Origin of the sequence: Shinella sp. WSD5-1 (assembly GCF_963942435.1) — a bacterium.
Taxonomy (GTDB): domain Bacteria; phylum Pseudomonadota; class Alphaproteobacteria; order Rhizobiales; family Rhizobiaceae; genus Shinella; species Shinella yambaruensis.
Genome location: NZ_OZ012596.1, coordinates 339,646 through 358,644 on the forward strand (window position 1 = coordinate 339,646; position 18,999 = coordinate 358,644).

The following is an 18,999-nucleotide window of genomic DNA, read 5'->3' on the forward strand; positions in this document are numbered from 1 at the left end:
TCTGATTTCGATGGCTTTGCCATCACGGTGCCATATAGGTTAAATAGGGCGACGGTTCGAGACAACTCCCGATTTCGAGGTGAGACCCTTGCAGACGAACGGACGAACGACGCGCCGGAGCACACGGTTTTTGGGCTCCAGCCTGCTGCTCGCAGCCTCCCTTCTGGCAACCGCGGCAACCGCCGCCCCGCGTATCCTGGTGGACGTCAACACGCTGAAGGTCATCGAGCACGAGGATGCCTTCCAGCGCTGGTATCCGGCCTCGCTGACCAAGCTGATGACCGCCTATACCGTGTTCCGCGCCATCAAGGCCGGCGAGCTGACGCTGGAAAGCCCGGTCGTCATGAGCAAGCACGCCGCCGCCGAACCGCCGAGCAAGATGTATTTCAAGCCCGGCCAGAAGATGACGCTCGACAGCGCGCTGAAGATCATACTCGTCAAGTCGGCCAACGACGTCTCCGTCGCCATCGCCGAAGCGGTCTCCGGCTCCGAGCAGGCCTTCGTCGACCGTATGAACGCGGAGGCCGCCCGCATCGGCATGAGCTCCTCGCGCTTCATCAACCCCAACGGCCTGCCCGGCAAGGGGCAGTACACGACAGCGCGCGACCTGGCCGTGCTCGCCGTGACGCTGAAGCGCGAATTCCCGCAATATGCCTCCTATTTCGCGCTGGAAGGCTTCACCACGGGCAAGAAGCAGTATCCGAACTTCAACATGCTGATCGGCCGCTTCGACGGCGCGGACGGCATGAAGACCGGCTTCATCTGCGCCTCCGGCTTCAACCAGGTGTCCTCGGCCACCCGCAACGGCCGCAGCGTCGTCTCCGTCGTGCTCGGCTCCGACAGCCTTGGCGCGCGCGCGGACATTTCCGCCGGCATGCTGGAAAAGGGCCTGACGAAGCAGGCGGGCAATGTGCCGACGCTCGGCCAGCTGCGCCCCTATGGCGAGACGCGCGACGTCGTCGCCGACGTTTCACAGGAGATCTGCTCGAAGCACGCCGCCAAGGTGCGCAGCGAAAGCCGCGACGAAGCCGGGCGCCAGAAGCTCGTCTCGCCCTATATCCATGAGCTGAACCGGCCGTTGAGGCTGGTCTTCGCCGGCCTCATGGGCGGCGACACGGCCAAGCCCGCCGGCAACGAGCAGGTCGCCGTCGGCGATACCGGCGGCCTTGCCAACGTGCCGATCCCGATCCCGCGTCCCACGACCTTCTGATTGGCCCCGTTTGATTGGCCCTGTTTGATTGGAAAGACCATGACCCTTGCTGAGCGGCGCGTGCCGGTTTCCGTGCTGACCGGATTTCTGGGTGCGGGCAAGACGACCCTGCTCAATCGCCTGCTGAAGGACCCGGCGCTCACCGACACGGCCGTCATCATCAACGAATTCGGCGAGGTCGGCATCGATCACCTGCTCGTCGAACAGTCGAGCGACGGGGTCATCGAGCTTTCCGACGGGTGCCTGTGCTGCACGATCCGCGGCGAGCTGGTCGACACGCTCGCCGACCTGATGGACCGCATGCAGACGGGCAGGATCCAGCCGCTGAAGCGCGTGGTGATCGAGACGACCGGCCTTGCCGATCCCGCGCCGGTGCTGCAATCCGTCATGGGCAATCCGGTGCTCAGCCAGTCCTTCAGCCTCGACGGCGTGATCACCGTGGTCGATGCCGTCCACGGCCTGTCGACGCTCGCCAACCATCCCGAAGCGGTCAAGCAGGTCGCCGTCGCCGATCGCGTGCTGATCAGCAAGGTCCCGCTTGCCGATGCCGCGGCGGTGGAAGCGGTGAAGCGGGAGATCGCCGCGCTCAATCCGCGGGCGAGCGTCTCGGACGTCGACACGCCCGGCCTCGTCGGCCCGGCCCTCCTCGCCAACGGCCTCTACGATCCCGGCAGCAAGATCCCCGACGTCCGCCGCTGGCTGCACGAAGAGGCGCACGACCACCATGATCATGGACACGGTCACGCGCATCACCACGATCACGATCATGACCATCACCATCACGGCCATGACCACGAACATCATCACCCTCATGCCCACCAGCACGCCCATGACGTGACCCGTCACGACGCGACGATCCGCTCCTTCAGCATCGTGCACGACCGGCCGGTCGATCCGATGGCGCTGGAGATGTTCATCGACCTCCTGCGCTCCGCGCACGGGGAAAAGCTCCTGCGCATGAAGGGCATCGTGCTGATGTCCAACAATCCGGAGCGGCCGCTGGTGCTGCAGGGCGTGCAGAGCGTCTTCCATCCGCCGGAGCGCCTTTCCGCCTGGCCCGACCCGGCCGACCGGCGCACGCGGCTGGTGCTGATCACCAGGGACCTGCCGGAAGCCTTCGTGCGCGATCTCTTCGATGCCTTCACCGGCACGCCGAAGATCGACCGGCCGGACCGTGCCGCGCTGTCCGACAATCCCCTCGCCATTCCGGGCCTGCGCCTCTGATACCGGGCAGGGCGGGCGCTTACGGCACCCGCTGGAAGCGCCTTGCCATGCGCACCGTCGGCGCAGTGGCGCTGCGCAGGCATTCCGCACCGCGGCCGTCGTCGATCGTCAGCATCCTGCCTTCGATGCGATAGGGGCAGGATTTGTAGACGGAGCCGTCGTGCTCGAGCATGTCGACGCTGCCCTTCCTCTCCAGCTGCCAGCCGACCCGAAGGATGGTACGCGTCGGCGCGGCCGCATAGACGAAATCGAACTCGCCGTTCTCCCGGAACTCGATCGTCAGGCCCGAGCCATCCTCCGGCGCCCACAGGCCGATCAGCGCCGCGCGGTCCTCCGGTGTCGCGGATGACGAACAGCCGGTGAGCGACAGGGCAAGAAGGAGCGCGATGAAGGCGGATTTCATGGAGAAGATCCCTGAAGATGGCCTCTTGCGCATGACGCTGAACGACAGGCGTTTATTCAACGCCAGAAACGGCAAAGACCCGGATGCAGGGGACATCCGGGCCTTCGGGGAGGTCAGCGGGAAAGGCGCTTACTTGCAGACCTTGATCTTCTTGATGACGACATTGCCGTAGTAGTCGTAGGCCTTGACCTTCTTGATGAAGCAGTGCGGCTTGTAGCCGTAGTAGCCGGCCTGCGAGGGGGCGGCGAAGGAAACGGCGGCAACGAGGGCGATGGTGGCGGAAACGATGATCTTGCGCATGGGTCTCTCCTGATCTCTTTGAAGGATGAGCCTCTCTCATCCGGTGATCAGAAGGTCTCACATCCCCCCGCCCCGCGCTGTTCCGCAGGAAACAGGCAGGTTTGCGCCTCTCCGGCGCTCAGAAACGCGCGCCGGCGAAATGGGCGATCTGCGCGCCGAGCTCATAGTAGCCCTCGCGCATCGAGCGGAAGGATTGCGCCTCGGGCGCGCTCACCGGCAACGGCAGGTCCATCTCGGCGATCTCGCCGGAAATGAGCGCGGCCAGCGTGCGGCCGAAGACCGTGCCCGGCGCGATGCCACGGCCATTGTAGCCGGAAAAGCCGATGACGTTCTCGGCAAGGCGGTGAAAGCGCGGCAGGTTGTCCGTCGTCATGCCGATCTTGCCGTACCATTCCGCCTCGAAGGCGACGTCGCCGATCGCGGGGAAGAGCTTTTTCAGCGCGCGGCGCGCCCAGGCCTTGTGGATGCCGGTGCCCGTGCCGCGCAGCGCGCCGACGCTGCCGAACACCAGCCGGCCGCGCTTGTCGAAGCGGAAGGAGGAGAGCACGTCCTTCGTGTCCCAGGCTCCCTGTCGCTCCGGCAGGATCTTCGCCTGCATCTCGGGCGAAAGCGGCACGGTGGCGAAGTTGAAATAGGGCAGGTGCACAAGCTCGGTGCGCACCTCGTTCCAGGGCGCCACCGTATAGGCATTGGTGGCGACGACCACCCAGTCCGCCGTGACGGAGCCGCGCGCGGTCTGCACCGTCCAGCGTTTTCCCGTCCGCTCCGCGCCCGTCACCGGGCTTGCCGTGAAGACGGCAGCACCGGCCGCAATCGCCGCGCGGGCAAGGCCGCGCGCATAGGCGAGCGGCTGGATCGTGCCGGCACGCAGGTCGAGAAGCGAGCCCGCATAGGCCTCCGTGCCCACCTTCGCCGCCGTCTCGGCCGCGTCCAGCAGGCGCACCGGCGCGCCGCGGCGGGCCCATTGCTCGGCGCGCTGCTTCAGTTCGTCGAGACCGGATTGGCCGACGGCGCAATGCAGCGTGCCGGCCGGGTTGATCTCGCAATCGATCGCGTGCTTCTCGACGAGGTCGAACACGGCACGTGGCGCATTGCCGAGAAGCTCCAGCAGCCGGCTGCCATACAGGTCGCCGAGCACGCCGGGCAGTTCGTCGGGCATCACCCACATGCCGGCATTGACGAGGCCGACATTGCGGCCCGAGCCGCCATAGCCGATCTCCGCCCCTTCGAGCAGGATGACCCGCGTGCCGCGCTCGGCCAGATGCAGCGCCGTCGAAAAACCGGTATACCCGCCGCCGACGATGACGACATCCGCCTCCGCCCTGCCGGAAAAGGCGACGGTTTCGGGGGCGGGTGGAGCGGTCATCTCCCAAAGGCCATGGGAGCGCGGGTCGTTGAGCATGGCGTCAATCTTTTCCGAGGAGAAGGGTGTCTCGCCGCACAATCGGCCATGCGGCACGACGACTAAAGCAAAAAATGAGAACGGGGTCATGCCCCCACCGCATGATCGGCCGCCGAAATGCTATGCCGGGACCTGCTTGGAAATCCAGCTGCGAAATGCCTGGCTCAGCGGGTTTTCGAGCTTTCCTTCCGGCACGACGAGATAATAACTGTTCTCCGTCTCCATCGGCCGGTCGAAGACGACGGCAAGCCGGCCGCTCGCCAGCTCCTGCTCGATCAGGTAGTGCGGCAGCAGCGCGAAGCCGAGCCCCGCGACGGCCGTCTCGATGACCATGGAGAACTGGTCGAAGCGATGGCCGCGATAGGCGGTATCCGCCGAGCCGCCGTTCAGCTCGAACCATTGCGCCCAGAGCTTCGGGCGCGTCGCAAGATGCAGGAGCGGCGCCCGTTCCAGGTCCTTCGGTTCGGCAAGGTTCCAGGATTTCACCAGCTCCGGGCTTGCCGCGGGCAGGATGACCTCGCTGCACAGATAGGTGCAGGCAGCCCGCGCCCAGACCGGCTGGCCGTAGTGGATCGCGAGGTCGAAATTCTCCTCGTCGAAATCGAACGGCGCCGAGCGCGAGGCGATGTTGATGATCGTGCCGGGATTTTCCGCGAGAAAGCCGGGAATGCGCGGCGTCAGCCAGCGGCTGCCGAAGGTCGGCAGCGTCGCGATGGAAAGACTGTGCTCGGAGGAGGCCGATGCCATGGCGCGCAGCATGGTCTCCTCCGTCTGGTGCAGCAGCTTGCGCACTTCCGGCAGGAAACGGCGGCCATCGTCGGAGAGCACCACGCGCTGGCGCACGCGCTCGAACAAGAGCACGCCGAGCTGTTCCTCGAGGTCCTTGATCTGGCGGCTGACGGCGCTCTGGGTGAGGTTCAGCTCATGGGCCGCCTGCGTGAAGCTGCCGTGGCGCGCGGCGCATTCGAACGCCTGCAGCGTGGTGACGTCGGGGATCAGCCTACGACTGAGCTTCATTCTTTCCTCGCATCAACATAGTCAGAACGGTCGCAATCGCGGGAAGAAACGATCCGGTATGATCCGTTTTGAGAATGATCAGGGCCTCCACCCCTTCTAAAGCAATTCCCGGAAAAGTGTGAAGCGGTTTTCCATCCGGAATTGCGCAACACCAGGATGAGACCGCTCCCATGAACGCAAATTCGCACGTTTCCGCTGATAAGATCCGCGCGGATTTCTCCGCCGCGATGTCCGCCATGTACCGCAACGAGGTTCCGGCCTATGGCACGCTGATGTCGCTGGTGGCCGAGGTGAACGCGGAAACGCTCGCCGCCGATCCCGTCCTCAAGGGGCGCCTGGAGGCGACCGACACGCTGGAGCGCATTTCCGAGGAACGCCACGGCGCCATCCGCCTCGGCACGCCGGGCGAGCTTTCCATGATGCGCCGCGTCTTCGCCGTCATGGGCATGTTCCCGGTCGGCTACTATGACCTCTCCACCGCCGGCGTTCCCGTGCACTCCACCGCCTTCCGCCCGGTCGGCGCCGAAAGCCTCAGCCGCAACCCGTTCCGTGTCTTCACCTCGCTGCTGCGCCTCGATCTCATCGCCGACGAAAAGCTGCGTGAAGAAGCGGCCGACGTGCTCGCCGCACGAAAGATCTTCACCGACGAGGCCGTCAGGCTCGTCGAGAAGGCCGAGCGTGACGGCGGTCTCGGTGAAGCCCATGCCGCCCGCTTCGTCACCGAAGTGCTGGAAACCTTCCGCTGGCACGACCAGGCCATCGTCAGCGCCGACATGTACAGGCGCCTGCACGACGCGCATCGCCTGATCGCCGACGTCGTTTCCTTCAAGGGTCCGCACATCAACCACCTGACGCCGCGCACGCTCGACATCGACAAGGTACAGGCCCGCATGCCGGAAGAGGGCATCGCCCCGAAGGCCGTCGTCGAGGGCCCGCCGACCCGCACCTGCCCGATCCTCCTGCGCCAGACCTCGTTCAAGGCGCTGGAGGAGGCCGTTTCCTTCATCGGCGCCGACGGCGCCTGGCAGCAAGGCTCCCACACGGCCCGCTTCGGCGAGATCGAGCAGCGCGGCGTGGCGCTGACGCCGAAGGGCCGCGCGCTCTACGACCGGCTGCTCACCGAGACGCGCGCCCGCGTGCGCCCGGCCGCCGATGGCTCCAACGCCGCCGAATACGAGGCCGCGCTCGTCGACATCTTCAAGGCCTTCCCGGATGACTGGGACGGCATCCGCAAGGCGGGCCTCGGCTATTTCACCTATTGCCTGACGGAGAAGGGCAAGTCCGTCACCGGCCGCAACGCCGATCTCGAAACGGCGATCGAAGCCGGCCTCATCCGCTTCGACCCGATCGTCTACGAGGATTTCCTGCCGGTCAGCGCCGCGGGCATCTTCCAGTCGAATCTCGGCGACGACGCGACCCAGGACTTCGTCGCCAGCCCGAACCAGGTGATGTTCGAGCGCGATCTCGGCAGTGTCGTCCTCGACGAATTCGCCCACTATGCCGCCATCCAGCGCGCATCGCTTGAAATGTGCCTCGGCATCGTCAACATGGCTGCCGCTGCGGAGTGACGGAAGAGCGCATGATCGAGGCACGCCATATCGAAGCGCTGAAGGGCCTTGCCGGCGAGAAGGGTCTTCTCACCGAAGAAGCCGACATGGCCGCCTACGAGACCGGCGCACGCTACGACAGGGGCCGCGCCGCCTTCGTCGCCCGCCCGGCCACGACGGCGGAGGCCTCCGCCATCGTCTCCTATTGCGTGCGGAACGCCATCGCGCTCGTGCCGCAGTCCGGCAATACCGGCCTCGTTTCCGGCTCGACGCCCGACGGGAGCGGCCGTCAGGGCGTGCTCAGCCTCGACCGCCTGACCGCCCCCTTCGACCTCGATCGGGTGAACCGCTCGGTCAGGGCTGGGGCGGGCCTGCGCCTTTCCGACCTCAACGGCCGGCTGGAAGATAGCGGCCTGTTCTTCCCCATCGACCTCGGCGCCGACCCGCGCCTCGGCGGCATGATCGCAACGAACACCGGCGGATCGCGGTTCCTGCGCTACGGCGACGTGCGCCGCAATGTTCTCGGCCTCACCGTGGTGCTCGCCGACGAGGCCGGCACCGTGCTCGACCTTTCCTCGGACCTGCGCAAGAACAATACCGGCGTCGACTGGAAGCAGCTCTTCATCGGCACATCGGGCGCCTTCGGCGTCGTCACCGAATGCGTGCTGAACCTCGAACCCGCCCCGAAACAATCCGCCACCGCCCTGCTCGTGCCCGCCTCGGCAGACCAGGTCGCGACGCTGCTCGTCGCCATGGAAGACGCGCTCGGCAGCTATCTCTCGGCCTTCGAGGGCATGTCCGGCAACGCCGTCGCCGCCGCGCTCGACCATGTGCCGTCGCTGCGCAATCCCTTCCAGGGCGGCGTGGTGCCCGGCTTCGTCATCCTCGCGGAAATCTCCCGCGCCACCCCGCCGCGCGCGGGCGAGCAGCCGCTCGACGCGGTGCTGGAAGAGGTGCTGGCCGCGATCTGGGAGCGCGAGGACGCACCGCTCGCCGACGCCTTCGTCGGCCCGCCGCACGAGATCTGGGCGCTGCGCCATGCGCTCTCGGAGGGCGTGAAACATCGCGGGCGATTGATCGCCTTCGATCTGTCCTTCCGCCGGGGTGACATCATGCCCTTCCTCGCCCATATGAAGGCGGAGATGCCGGACCATTTCGAGGACGTCACGATCTGCGACTTCGGCCATATCGGCGATGGCGGCGTGCACTTCAACCTGGTCGTCGCGAAGGACGACCCGCGGCTTGCCGATCCCGATTTCGAGGCGGATCTGCGCGAATGGGTCTTCACCGTCGCGGTCGAGCAGTTCGGCGGCAGCTTCAGCGCGGAACACGCCATCGGCCGCAAGAACCAGGCCTTCTACGACAGATATACCCCGGAAAAGCTCCGCGAGCTTGCGGCCGGGCTGAAAACCATCACCTCGCCGGGCCCGCTCGGCACCATCACATTCTAAAAACAGACAGGGAGACACCCCATGACGAAAGTCGACGTGAAACAGGAAACCGAAACCCTTCTCGACAAGCTCGGCGTCGCACGCAGCGCCTGGCAGGGCGGCGACATGGCCTCCTACAGCCCGGTCACCGGCGAGGAGATCGGCAAGCTGAAGACCGTTTCGGCCACTGATACCGACAAGGCGATCGACGCCGCCCACGAAGCCTTCAAGGCCTGGCGCCTGGTACCCGCACCGAAGCGCGGCGAACTCGTCCGCCTGCTCGGTGAGGAACTGCGCGCCGCCAAGGCCGATCTCGGCCGCCTCGTCTCCATCGAGGCCGGCAAGATCACCTCCGAGGGTCTTGGCGAAGTGCAGGAAATGATCGACATCTGCGATTTCGCCGTCGGCCTCTCCCGCCAGCTCTACGGCCTGACGATCGCCACCGAGCGCCCCGGCCACCGCATGATGGAGACCTGGCACCCGCTCGGCGTCGTCGGCATCATCTCGGCCTTCAACTTCCCGGTCGCGGTCTGGTCGTGGAACGCCGCGCTCGCCATCGTCGCCGGCAATTCCATCGTCTGGAAACCCTCCGAAAAGACCCCGCTGACCGCCCTTGCATCGCAGGCGATCTTCGAGCGCGCCCTTTCTCGCTTCGGCGACGCCCCGGCGAACCTGTCGCAGGTTCTCATCGGCGACCGCGCCATCGGCGAAGCCCTTGTCGACAACCGCAAGGTCGCGCTCGTCTCGGCCACCGGCTCCACCCGCATGGGCAAGGAAGTCGGCCCGCGTCTTGCCAAGCGCTTCGCCCGCTCGATCCTCGAACTCGGCGGCAACAATGCCGGCATCGTCTGCCCCTCGGCCGACCTCGATATGGCGCTGCGCGCGATTGCCTTCGGCGCCATGGGCACCGCCGGCCAGCGCTGCACGACGCTGCGCCGCCTCTTCGTGCATGACAGCGTCTACGACCAGCTCGTGCCGCGCCTGAAGAAGGCCTATACCAGCGTTTCCGTCGGCAACCCGCTGGAAACCTCGGCACTCGTCGGCCCGCTCGTCGACAAGCAGGCCTTCGACGGCATGCAGAAGGCGTTGGCAGCCGCCAAGGCCGAAGGCGGCACCGTCACCGGCGGCGAACGCGTCACCGAGGCCGGCAAGGAAACGGCCTATTACGTCAAGCCCGCCATCGTCGAAATGCCGAAGCAGGCCGGCCCGGTTCTCGAAGAAACCTTTGCGCCGATCCTCTATGTCATGAAGTATTCCGACTTCGACAAGGCGCTGGAAGACCACAATGCCGTCGCCGCCGGCCTCTCCTCCTCGATCTTCACGCTGAACATGCAGGAAGCCGAGCGCTTCCTCGCCGCCGACGGCTCGGATTGCGGCATCGCCAATGTCAACATCGGCACCTCGGGCGCGGAAATCGGCGGTGCCTTCGGCGGCGAGAAGGAAACCGGCGGCGGCCGCGAGAGCGGCTCCGACGCCTGGAAGGCCTATATGCGCCGCGCCACCAACACGGTGAACTATTCGAAGGCCCTGCCGCTCGCCCAGGGCGTCTCCTTCGACATCGAGTAGGCCGTGATGGACAACCGGACCAAGACAGAGGAGGCGGGCTTTACGCCCGCCTCGCGCATCGCCGCCATCGGCGTCTCGAAAATCCTGCAGATCGGCGCCCGCGCCGCTGCCATGAAGAAGGACGGCCTGCCGGTCATCATCCTCGGCGCCGGCGAGCCGGACTTCGACACGCCGGACAATGTCAAGGCCGCCGCCAAGGCCGCCATCAACCGCGGCGAGACGAAATACACCGCGCTCGACGGCACGCCGGAACTGAAGAAGGCGATCTCCGAAAAATTCCGCCGCGAGAACGATGTCGACTATGCAATCGACGAGATCACCGTCGCGACGGGCGCCAAGCAGATCCTCTTCAACGCCTTCATGGCGACGATCGATCCGGGCGACGAGGTGATCATCCCGACGCCCTACTGGACCTCCTATTCCGACATCGTGGAGATCTGCGGCGGCGTGCCGGTGCTGATCCCCTGCGACGGCGAGGCCGGTTTCCGCCTGAAGGCCGAGCAGCTGGAAACGGCGATCACGCCGAAGACCCGCTGGGTGCTGTTCAACTCGCCGTCCAACCCGTCCGGCGCCGCCTATGGCGAGGCCGACTACCGCCCGCTCCTCGACGTGCTGCTGAGGCATCCGCATGTCTGGCTGATGGTCGACGACATGTACGAACACATCGTCTACGATGGATTCAGGTTCGTCACCCCCGTCGCCATCGAACCGCGCCTGAAGAGCCGCGCCCTGACGATCAACGGCGTCTCCAAGGCCTATGCCATGACCGGCTGGCGCATCGGCTATGCCGGCGGCCCGAAGGCGCTGATCAAGGCGATGGCCGTGATCCAGAGCCAGGCGACCTCCTGCCCGTCCTCGGTCAGCCAGGCCGCCTCGGTCGAGGCGCTGAACGGCCCGCAGGATTTCCTGAAGGAGCGCCAGGCGAGCTTCAAGCACCGCCGCGACCTCGTCGTCTCGGCGCTGAACGCCATCCCCGGCCTCACCTGCCGCACCCCGGAAGGCGCCTTCTACACCTTCGCCGGCTGCGCGGGCGTGATCGGCAAGGTCACGCCGAAGGGCAAGCGCATCGAGGCCGACAGCGACTTCACGGACTATCTCCTGGAAGACGCCCACGTCGCCGTCGTACCCGGCTCGGCCTTCGGCCTCTCCCCCTATTTCCGCATCTCCTACGCCACGTCTGAGACGGAACTATCGGAAGCGCTGAAGCGCATCGCGGACGCCTGCGCGCAGCTTTCCTGAGCCACGCCCGGTAACCGGCAAAAGAAAAGGGGCCTCGCAAGAGGCCCCATTTTTATGGTCCGCGCCTTTCCGGCGTTCTCTTCTTCCCCGCGGCTGGGCCACAGATGCGAAAACGCCCCGGCATTGCACCGAGGCGTTTGAAGGGTCTGGAAGATCAGGCGGCGCGGGCGCCGTGATTCTCCTGGGCGTAGTAGTGGCCGAAACGGTTTGCAAGGAAGGTGTCGAGGGCGATTTCCTCCTGGCGAACGAAACCCTCGGCGCGCAGCGAACCGTCGGCGAGCATGTCGAGCACGGCGCAGATAGAGCCGGCCGTCGTGATCTGGATGGCGGAATGCAGGCTGCCGGCGACCGGGGCGCTGTAGACCTTGTTGGCGTAGGTTTCCTGGATCAGGCGGCCGCCCTTGCGGCCCGAGACGGTCACGAAGATGATGACGACGTCCTGCGTGGTGGTCGGCAGGGCGTTTTCGAAGATGTCCTTCAGGACTTCGCGGCGGTGGCGCAGGCCGAGGTCGTTCAAGAGCGCCTTCATGATGGCGGCATGGCCGGGATAGCGGATCGTCTTGTAGTTCAGCGTGCGCACCTTGCCCTTCAGCGTATCGCAGAGCGTGCCGAGGCCGCCCGAGGTGTTGAAGGCCTCGTAGGTCACGCCGTCGAGCGAGAATTCCTCGCGCTCTTCGAGGGCCGGAACCTCGATCAGCGCGCTTTCGACGATGGCTTCGCAGGGCTCGATATATTCGTTGATGACGCCGTCCGTGCTCCAGGTGAGGTTGTAGTTGAGCGCATTGGACGGGTACTGCGGCAGGGCGCCGACGCGCATGCGCACGCTTTCGAGCGAATCGAAGCGGCTGGCAAGGTCGTTGGCGACGATGGAGATGAAGCCCGGTGCAAGGCCGCACTGCGGGATGAAGGCCGTCCTGGCATTTTCCGCGATGCGCTTGACCTGGCGGGTGGATTCGACGTCTTCCGTGAGATCGAGATAGTGCAAGCCCGCATCGGCGGCGGCTTCCGCGATGGCGACGGTCAGGTGGTAGGGCGCGGCAGAGAGAACGGCGAACTTGCCGGCGAGAAGGGCGCGGAGCGCGGCACCGTCGGCAATGTCGACGACGGCGGTCGAAACGGCAGCATGGCGCTCGATGGCGGCAAGCTGCTCGTCCGAACGGTCGGCGACGGTGACGCGGTAATCCCCGCTGTGAGCCAGCATGCGGGCGATGGTCGAGCCGATCTTGCCTGCGCCGATGACGACGATGTCCTTCATGTGATTTCCCTCCGGCATGAATTGATGTTGATATTTTGAGGGCGAAGGCTGTCGATTTAAAGCGCCACATCTGGCATAATATATTATCGATATCGGCAGAATGACGGTAGAAATGAGCATTTCGACGCTAGGCGCCAAGGATCGTGAGCTGCTTGCCATCCTCAGCGAGAACGCCCGCGAGCAGACCGCGACGATCGCCCGCAAACTGGGCCTGTCGCGCACGACCGTGCAGGCGAAGATCGACCGGCTGGAGCGGGACGGCGTGATCGCCGGCTATGGCGTCAAGCTTTCGGACGCCTATGAGAGCGGCATGGTGAAGGCGCATGTGCTGATCACCATCGCGCCGAAGACCTTGGCGCGCATCACGACGGAACTGCACGCCATCTCGGCCGTGCGCACGCTGCATTCGGTCAGCGGCAGTTTCGACCTGATCGCCGTGGTCGAGGCGGCATCGATCGCCGAACTCGACCACCTGATCGACCGCATCGGCGCGATCGACGGCGTGGAGCGCACGCTGTCGTCGATCATTCTGTCGACGCGAATTAGGCGTTAAGAAGTCGCTCGGAACTAAGGATCGCCAATCAAAGCCGGCCAACAAGGCCCGACCCCTCTCCTCTGTCATCCTCGGGCTCGACCCGAGGATGACGGAGGGTGGGGTGAGCGCGGTGGGTGATGGCGACCGATGGGATCAGGCTGGGCGACACTCCTCGCTCCAACGACGCTTTGATACCACGCAATCGCTTTCAGGCGATGAATCGCTCCGGCCGATACGGCCCGATATTGATCACCGTCCGCTCGCCCAGCATCTTTTCCGCCAGCACGCGGCCGGTGATCGGGCCCAGCGTCATGCCGTGATGGGCGTGGCCGAAGGCGAACCAGAGGCCGGCATGGCGCGGGGCCTTGCCGATGATCGGCATCATGTCCGGCGTGCAGGGGCGGGCGCCCATCCAGGGCTCCTCGTCGCGCCGTTCGGCGAGCGGGAAGAACTCGCGCGCCACCTTCTCCGCCCGGCGCAGCTGGACGGGGGTCTTGCGCGTGTCGCGCTTGGCGAATTCGGCGCCCGTCGTCAGGCGGATGCCGCGCAGCATTGGCGCGAGGAAATAGCCGCGCTCGGCATCGAGCACCCAGTTGTTGAGCCTCGCGCCTTCTTCCGTGCCGTAATGCATGTGATAGCCGCGCTTGACGGCAAGCGGGAACCGGTAGCCGAGCTTGCGCGTCACCGTATCGGCCCAGGGGCCGAGCGCGACCACGACTTCCTTGGCCTCGAGCGGGCCTTCAGGGGTGGCGATGCGCCATCCCTCGCCTTCGAGAACATGTTCGATGGTCGCCGCATCGCCCGATTTCAGCTGGCCGCCGAGCGACTCGAAATAGGCGAGGTAACGTCTCAACAGGCTCTGCGGATCGAGGATCGACCACGGGTCGGTCCAGCGCAGGCCCCCGGTGAGCTCGGCGCGGATGGAGGGCTCGGCCTCCGCCACCTCCCGCGTCGTCAGCTTCTGATGGTTGACGCCGAAATTGGCGGACAATTTCTCCGCATCCGCATAGGCCTTGTCCCTCTCCTTCTCCGTGCGGAAAACCTTCATCCAGCCGTCCTTGCGGATGAGCTCCTCCGCGCCGGAGGCGGCGATGAGGTCCGCATGTTCGGAAATCGAGTTCTCGATGAGCGGCGCATAGAGATGGGCGATGCTCTGGTGCTGGCGGAAGCCGGAATGCCACCAGTAGCGGGCAAGGAACGGAATGATCCCGGGGATCGCCGAAGGGTGATAATGGGCGTCGATCGTGTTGTTCAGCGCATAGCGGAAGAGCGCGCCGAAATCGTGCGGGAAGCCATAGGGGAAGACGCCCTCGCGCTGGATGAGGCCGGCATTGCCGTAAGAGGTCTCTTCCGCCGCCCCGCGCCGGTCGACGAGCACGACCGATTTGCCGCGCCGGACGAGATGGATCGCGGTCGAGATGCCGACCACCCCCGCGCCGAGAACAATGACATCCGTCTTCATCTGCCTGCCCCACACATCCATAGTCACATGCCCTGATCCATTGCATGGGCCGAATGCGAGATGCAAGCCGCTTGGCTGCATCGCGGAAGCATGGGCAGGGAGAGGTCGACACGGGCAGCATGGAGCGATAGCGTCAGGACAGGACGAGACCTTTGAAAGGAAGCGGGATGCGGCTTGGCGTGGCAAGCGAACTCTGGCGTTATCCGGTCAGCTCTCTGACCGGCGAGCGGCTCGAAACCGTCGATATCGACGACACCGGCGTTGTCGGAGACCGGCAATGGGGTCTTTTCGAAGCGGACGGCGCAGCCGTCGCGGCGCCGGAAAAGGAAAAGCGCTGGAGACCTGTCCCGGCGCTTCGCTCCCGGCTGGAAACCGACAGGCCGGAGATCAGCCTCGACGCCATGACCTGGCATGGCGTTCCCTCGCCGTCGGCCGACAGGGTTGCCTCGGATCATCTCGGATTTCCCGTCCGGTTCCTGTGTTTCGGCGCGGCGGATGCCGCGCCGCGCTACGATCGCGGGCACCTGCACATCCTGACCACGTCTTCGCTGGCACGCCTGCAAGCGCTGCTGCCGGACGCCGTCATCGATACCAGGCGCTTTCGGCCGAACATCCTGATCGGCACCGATGACGGCGATGCCGATTTCGTCGAGCAGCGTCTCGTCGGCCGCAGGCTCGGCATCGGCGAGACGGTCGTCGAGATCACCGAGCCCTGCGCGCGCTGCGCCTTCACCGCCCTTGGACAGCCGGGCATCCCCTTCGACAAGGATGTGCTGCATGCGATTGCCAAACACGGCGGCGGCGGCTTCGGGGTGCTGGCAAAGGTCGTCGCGCCGGGCAAGGTGTCTTGCGGCGACACGGTGAGCGTGAATTAGGCTACTGCCCGGCGAGCCGCAGCAGGTTCTCGATCGCCGCCCGCTCGAAACCGCCGATGCCTTCGGAAATATCGGCCTTGATCGCCGCCGCGACGGCATCCTCGTCGCGCTTGCGCAGCGCGGCGATAGCCTCCTGGTGGCGATCGACGAAATAGAGCTGGGCGACATGCTCCATGGCGATACCGAGGAAGGGGCCGAGCTGGAGCCAGATGCTCTCCACCATCGGCAGGATAACCTGCTCGGGATTGGCGGTGTAGAGCGCACGATGGAATTCCTGGTTCAGCAGCAGCGCGTTGGCATTGTCCTTGCGGGCGATCGCCTCGTCCTGCGCCCTGTCGATCTCTTCCAGCCGGTCGATCCGGCGCTCCGTGATGTGCGGCACCGCCCGGCGGGCGGCGTGCTGCTCCAGCACCGAGCGCAGCGAGACGAGCTCGCTGAACCGGTCCGCCGTCATACGCGGCACCATGATGCGCCTGTTGTCGAGCACGCGCAGCGCGCCTTCGGAGGAAAGGCGGCGCAGCGCCTCGCGCACCGGCGTCGGGCTACTCTCCATCGCCTCGGCGATGCCGCGGATCGTCAGCGATTCCCCCGGCCGGATCGAGCCGACCATGATGGCCTGGCGCAGGCGCCGATGCGCATATTCATGCGTCGTCATGCCTTCCGGCCGGTCCAGCGGCTCAAGCGCCAAGTTGCCCAATCCATCCCTCCACGAAAGGCTGCCAGATGCTATCCTATGCTTTGTGACAGGTTCTAGCAGCTTGACCCCCGACAAGAAAGTGTGCATATTTTGAAAATGTGATCACAAAAATAATTATGTGATACGGAAGGGAACCATGACTCCGAACGACGATGCCAATTGGCTGATCAATGCCGACGGCGTGGAGAGCATCCAGGCCGTGGTCTGCGACCTGAACGGCATCCTGCGCGGCAAGCGCGTGCCCGTCGGGCAGGCGGAAAAAGTGCTGAAGGGCGGCATCCGCATGCCGCTGTCCATCGTGGGCGTGGACGTGTGGGGCGAGGACATCGTCGGCTCCAGCCATGTCTTCGCCTCGGGCGACATGGACGGCATCTGCAGCCCGACCGGCCGCGGCGCGCTGCCCGTCAACTGGACGCTGAAGCCGTCGGCCGTCGTGCCGCTCTGGCTGTTCAAGGAGGACGGCACCCCCTTCCTCGCCGATCCGCGCCAGGCGCTCGCCAACATCGTCCGGCAGTACCACGAACTGGGCCTGCGCCCCGTCGTCGCCTCGGAAATGGAATTCTACCTGATCGACGCCGAGCCCGACCATGCCGAGCCGCCGATCTCGCCCTATACCGGCAAGCGGCTCGATTCCGACGCCATCCTCTCGATCGACGAGCTCGACGATTTCGGCCAGTTCTTCTCCGACGTCTATGCGGAATGCGAGCGGCAGAACGTGCCGGCGGATTCTGCCGTCGCGGAAAACGGCATCGGCCAGTTCGAAATCAACCTGATGCATTCCGACGACCCGTTGAAGGCCGCCGACGACGCGCTGTTCTTCAAGCGCATCATCAAGGGCGTCGCGCGCAAGCACGGCTTTGCCGCCACCTTCATGGCAAAACCCTACGGCATGCGCTCGGGCAGCGGCATGCACATGCATTTCAGCCTGATCGACGAAGACGGCAACAACGTCTTCGACAACGGCACGCCCGAAGGCTCCGACATCATGAAACACGCCGTCGCGGGCCTGACGCGCGGCATGGCGGAATCGACGCTGCTCTTCGCGCCGCACTTCAACTCCTACCGCCGCCTGCGCCCCGACACGCACGCGCCGACCTCCGTCTCCTGGGGCTACGAGAACCGCACCGCCGCCATCCGCATTCCCGGCGGCAGCAACAAGGCGCGGCGCATCGAGCACCGCGTCGCCGGCGCGGACGCAAACCCCTACCTCGTCATGGCCGGCATTCTCGGTGCCGCCCTCGTCGGCATCCGCAACACCTGGGAGCCGCCGGCGCCGGTTTCGGGCCGCGCCTATCAATCGCAGCTGCCGCGCATTCCCTCGGAATGGGGTTCGGCCGTCACCGCTTTCGAGAACGGCGCGATCGTCTCGGAGATCTTCGACACCGACCTTCGCTCCATGCTGATCGCCTGCAAGCGGCAGGAGATCGCCGGTTTTGCCGAACAGGTGACCGACTTCGAATTCAGCGCCTATCTGGAAATCGTCTGATGGCCAACACGCAATCCTATGCCGGCGACGGCACCTATCCCGACAGCTACTACGCCGCTTCCCGCAACATCGTCCGCACGCCGAAAGTGCTCGAGGGCGCGGTCACGGCCGATGTCGCCGTGCTCGGCGCCGGCTATTCCGGCCTTTCCACCGCCATCCACCTTGCCGAAAAGGGCTACAAGGTGGTGATGGTCGAGGGGGCGGGCATCGGCTGGGGCGCTTCGGGGCGCAATGGCGGCCAGATCGTCAACGGCCTCAATGCCAGCCTCGATACCATCAAGCGCCGCTACGGCGATCAGGCCGGCGCCTTCGTCGGCGGTCTCGTGCAGGAGGGCGGCAGGATCATCCGCCGCCTGGTCTCGCAGTATAATATCGATTGTGACCTAAAGGACGGCAACATCTACGCCGCCTACACGCCCGCCCACATGAAGGACCTCGAGCACAAGAAGGCCCTGTGGAAGAGCTACGGCATGGACGACCACCAGATGCTCGACAAGGCGGCGATGCGAAAGCTCGTCAACACCGACGCCTATATCGGCGGCATGCTGGATACGACCGGCGGCCACATGCACCCGCTCAACCTCACGCTTGGCGAGGCCAGGGCGCTGGAATCGCTCGGCGGCGTGATCTACGAGCAGTCGCCCGTCACCCGTGTCGAGCACGAGGCGGAAAAGCCCGTCATCCACACGGCAAAGGGCAGCGTCACGGCAAATGTCGCCGTCATCTGCGGCAATGCCTATCTCGGCCATGTCGTGCCGAAGCTCGTCTCGCGCGTCATGCCGGTCTCCACCCAGATGATCGCCACCGAGCCGCTCGGCGCCGAGCGCGCCGATGCGCTGATCCCGAGCGACATGTGCGTGGAGGACGTGCGCTACATCCTCGATTATTTCCGCCTGTCGGCCGACAAGCGCATGATCTTCGGCGGCGGCACCGTCTACGGCGGCACGGACCCGGCCGACGTCAGGGCGAAGATCCGCCCGAACCTCGAAAAGGTCTTCCCCTCGCTGAAGGGCGTGAAGATCGATTATGCCTGGAGCGGCAATTTCGCCCTTTCCTTCTCGCGCGTGCCGCAGATGGGCAAGATCGGCAAGAACACCTATTTCGCCCACGGCTACAGCGGCCACGGCGTCACCGGCTCGCATCTCTTCGGCCGCATCCTCAGCGAGGCGATCGACGGCGACCTCTCGCGTTTCAGCCAGTTCGAGAAACTGCCCTGGATCCCCTTCCCGGGCGGGCGCATGTTCCGCGCGCAATATTCCACCATCGGCTCCTGGTGGTACCAGTTCAAGGACGCCTTCGGTCTTTGAGGCCGATATGGAAGGCCGGCGCTTTGGCCGGCCTCAGACTGTTG

17 protein-coding genes are annotated in these 18,999 nt (G+C 65.5%); 10 read left to right on the forward strand and 7 right to left on the reverse strand.

The window, feature by feature from the left end:
- Positions 1–130: 130 nt before the first annotated feature.
- Both AABQ55_RS01615 and AABQ55_RS01620 read left to right on the forward strand, forming a co-directional pair.
- A complete protein-coding gene (locus AABQ55_RS01615) occupies positions 131–1,210 on the forward strand; it encodes a D-alanyl-D-alanine carboxypeptidase family protein (RefSeq protein ID WP_244769214.1) in 1,080 nt (359 codons plus the stop codon).
- 39 nt (positions 1,211–1,249) lie between these two features.
- Entirely contained in the window at positions 1,250–2,434 is a 1,185-nt protein-coding gene (locus tag AABQ55_RS01620; RefSeq protein ID WP_272807031.1) for a CobW family GTP-binding protein, read from the forward strand.
- Between the two features lie 19 nt (positions 2,435–2,453).
- Here the strand turns inward: AABQ55_RS01620 and AABQ55_RS01625 are convergent, their stop codons facing one another.
- The 4 genes from AABQ55_RS01625 to AABQ55_RS01640 all read right to left on the reverse strand — a co-directional run bounded on the left by AABQ55_RS01625 (position 2,454) and on the right by AABQ55_RS01640 (position 5,556).
- A complete protein-coding gene (locus AABQ55_RS01625; RefSeq protein ID WP_272807032.1) occupies positions 2,454–2,837 on the reverse strand; it encodes a hypothetical protein in 384 nt (127 codons plus the stop codon).
- 129 nt (positions 2,838–2,966) lie between these two features.
- Positions 2,967–3,137, reverse strand: a complete 171-nt coding sequence (locus AABQ55_RS01630) for a hypothetical protein (RefSeq protein ID WP_244769211.1) — start codon at positions 3,135–3,137, stop codon at positions 2,967–2,969.
- Positions 3,138–3,255: 118 nt separating this feature from the next.
- Positions 3,256–4,539, reverse strand: a complete 1,284-nt coding sequence (locus AABQ55_RS01635; RefSeq protein ID WP_272807033.1) for an NAD(P)/FAD-dependent oxidoreductase — start codon at positions 4,537–4,539, stop codon at positions 3,256–3,258.
- Positions 4,540–4,659: 120 nt separating this feature from the next.
- The gene (locus tag AABQ55_RS01640; RefSeq protein WP_244769209.1) at positions 4,660–5,556 is read right to left on the reverse strand and encodes a LysR family transcriptional regulator; all 897 of its coding nucleotides are present in this window, start codon (positions 5,554–5,556) and stop codon (positions 4,660–4,662) included.
- Between the two features lie 170 nt (positions 5,557–5,726).
- Here AABQ55_RS01640 and hglS point away from each other — a divergent pair, with 170 nt between their 5' ends.
- Genes hglS through AABQ55_RS01660 form a run of 4 tightly spaced genes read left to right on the forward strand, consistent with a single transcriptional unit; the run spans position 5,727 to position 11,338 of the window.
- Positions 5,727–7,124, forward strand: coding sequence for a 2-oxoadipate dioxygenase/decarboxylase HglS (gene hglS, locus AABQ55_RS01645; RefSeq protein WP_272807034.1), 1,398 nt, complete (start codon positions 5,727–5,729; stop codon positions 7,122–7,124).
- A gap of 11 nt (positions 7,125–7,135) precedes the next feature.
- On the forward strand, positions 7,136–8,554 hold the full coding sequence (locus AABQ55_RS01650; protein WP_272807035.1) for an FAD-binding oxidoreductase: 1,419 nt from the start codon (positions 7,136–7,138) through the stop codon (positions 8,552–8,554).
- A gap of 21 nt (positions 8,555–8,575) precedes the next feature.
- Positions 8,576–10,099, forward strand: coding sequence for an L-piperidine-6-carboxylate dehydrogenase (amaB, locus tag AABQ55_RS01655; protein ID WP_272807036.1), 1,524 nt, complete (start codon positions 8,576–8,578; stop codon positions 10,097–10,099).
- Positions 10,100–10,105: 6 nt separating this feature from the next.
- Positions 10,106–11,338, forward strand: coding sequence for a pyridoxal phosphate-dependent aminotransferase (locus AABQ55_RS01660; protein WP_272807037.1), 1,233 nt, complete (start codon positions 10,106–10,108; stop codon positions 11,336–11,338).
- A 154-nt stretch (positions 11,339–11,492) separates the two neighbouring features.
- Here the strand turns inward: AABQ55_RS01660 and AABQ55_RS01665 are convergent, their stop codons facing one another.
- Positions 11,493–12,593: a saccharopine dehydrogenase family protein gene (locus AABQ55_RS01665; RefSeq protein ID WP_244769204.1), complete on the reverse strand. Its 1,101-nt coding sequence runs from the start codon at positions 12,591–12,593 to the stop codon at positions 11,493–11,495.
- Positions 12,594–12,705: 112 nt separating this feature from the next.
- On the opposite strand from AABQ55_RS01665, the gene AABQ55_RS01670 reads away from it, so the two are divergent.
- Positions 12,706–13,146 carry an Lrp/AsnC family transcriptional regulator gene (locus tag AABQ55_RS01670; RefSeq protein WP_206362188.1) on the forward strand — a complete coding sequence of 147 codons (441 nt, stop codon included), beginning with the start codon at positions 12,706–12,708 and terminating at the stop codon, positions 13,144–13,146.
- 190 nt (positions 13,147–13,336) lie between these two features.
- Here the strand turns inward: AABQ55_RS01670 and AABQ55_RS01675 are convergent, their stop codons facing one another.
- Positions 13,337–14,590, reverse strand: coding sequence for an NAD(P)/FAD-dependent oxidoreductase (locus tag AABQ55_RS01675; RefSeq protein WP_272807038.1), 1,254 nt, complete (start codon positions 14,588–14,590; stop codon positions 13,337–13,339).
- A 167-nt stretch (positions 14,591–14,757) separates the two neighbouring features.
- Here AABQ55_RS01675 and AABQ55_RS01680 point away from each other — a divergent pair, with 167 nt between their 5' ends.
- Positions 14,758–15,465, forward strand: coding sequence for an MOSC domain-containing protein (locus AABQ55_RS01680; protein ID WP_272807039.1), 708 nt, complete (start codon positions 14,758–14,760; stop codon positions 15,463–15,465).
- A gap of 1 nt (position 15,466) precedes the next feature.
- On the opposite strand, the gene AABQ55_RS01685 is transcribed toward AABQ55_RS01680, so the two are convergent.
- The gene (locus tag AABQ55_RS01685; RefSeq protein WP_244769419.1) at positions 15,467–16,120 is read right to left on the reverse strand and encodes a GntR family transcriptional regulator; all 654 of its coding nucleotides are present in this window, start codon (positions 16,118–16,120) and stop codon (positions 15,467–15,469) included.
- Positions 16,121–16,298: 178 nt separating this feature from the next.
- Here AABQ55_RS01685 and AABQ55_RS01690 point away from each other — a divergent pair, with 178 nt between their 5' ends.
- The gene (locus AABQ55_RS01690; protein WP_244769201.1) at positions 16,299–17,648 is read left to right on the forward strand and encodes a glutamine synthetase family protein; all 1,350 of its coding nucleotides are present in this window, start codon (positions 16,299–16,301) and stop codon (positions 17,646–17,648) included.
- A complete protein-coding gene (locus tag AABQ55_RS01695; RefSeq protein ID WP_272807040.1) occupies positions 17,648–18,955 on the forward strand; it encodes an NAD(P)/FAD-dependent oxidoreductase in 1,308 nt (435 codons plus the stop codon). The genes AABQ55_RS01690 and AABQ55_RS01695 overlap by 1 nt, the downstream gene beginning before the upstream one ends.
- Positions 18,956–18,999 lie beyond the last annotated feature (44 nt).

Coding starts and splice junctions, on each gene's coding strand:
- AABQ55_RS01680 (WP_272807039.1), top strand. CDS start 14,758: ATGCGGCTTGGCGTGGCAAGCGAACTCTGGCGTTATCCGGTCAGCTCT.
- amaB (WP_272807036.1), top strand. CDS start 8,576: ATGACGAAAGTCGACGTGAAACAGGAAACCGAAACCCTTCTCGACAAG.
- AABQ55_RS01690 (WP_244769201.1), top strand. CDS start 16,299: ATGACTCCGAACGACGATGCCAATTGGCTGATCAATGCCGACGGCGTG.
- AABQ55_RS01635 (WP_272807033.1), bottom strand. CDS start 4,539: ATGCTCAACGACCCGCGCTCCCATGGCCTTTGGGAGATGACCGCTCCA.
- AABQ55_RS01695 (WP_272807040.1), top strand. CDS start 17,648: ATGGCCAACACGCAATCCTATGCCGGCGACGGCACCTATCCCGACAGC.
- AABQ55_RS01625 (WP_272807032.1), bottom strand. CDS start 2,837: ATGAAATCCGCCTTCATCGCGCTCCTTCTTGCCCTGTCGCTCACCGGC.
- AABQ55_RS01685 (WP_244769419.1), bottom strand. CDS start 16,120: ATGACGACGCATGAATATGCGCATCGGCGCCTGCGCCAGGCCATCATG.
- hglS (WP_272807034.1), top strand. CDS start 5,727: ATGAACGCAAATTCGCACGTTTCCGCTGATAAGATCCGCGCGGATTTC.
- AABQ55_RS01665 (WP_244769204.1), bottom strand. CDS start 12,593: ATGAAGGACATCGTCGTCATCGGCGCAGGCAAGATCGGCTCGACCATC.
- AABQ55_RS01620 (WP_272807031.1), top strand. CDS start 1,250: ATGACCCTTGCTGAGCGGCGCGTGCCGGTTTCCGTGCTGACCGGATTT.
- AABQ55_RS01660 (WP_272807037.1), top strand. CDS start 10,106: ATGGACAACCGGACCAAGACAGAGGAGGCGGGCTTTACGCCCGCCTCG.
- AABQ55_RS01670 (WP_206362188.1), top strand. CDS start 12,706: ATGAGCATTTCGACGCTAGGCGCCAAGGATCGTGAGCTGCTTGCCATC.
- AABQ55_RS01650 (WP_272807035.1), top strand. CDS start 7,136: ATGATCGAGGCACGCCATATCGAAGCGCTGAAGGGCCTTGCCGGCGAG.
- AABQ55_RS01675 (WP_272807038.1), bottom strand. CDS start 14,590: ATGAAGACGGATGTCATTGTTCTCGGCGCGGGGGTGGTCGGCATCTCG.
- AABQ55_RS01630 (WP_244769211.1), bottom strand. CDS start 3,137: ATGCGCAAGATCATCGTTTCCGCCACCATCGCCCTCGTTGCCGCCGTT.
- AABQ55_RS01640 (WP_244769209.1), bottom strand. CDS start 5,556: ATGAAGCTCAGTCGTAGGCTGATCCCCGACGTCACCACGCTGCAGGCG.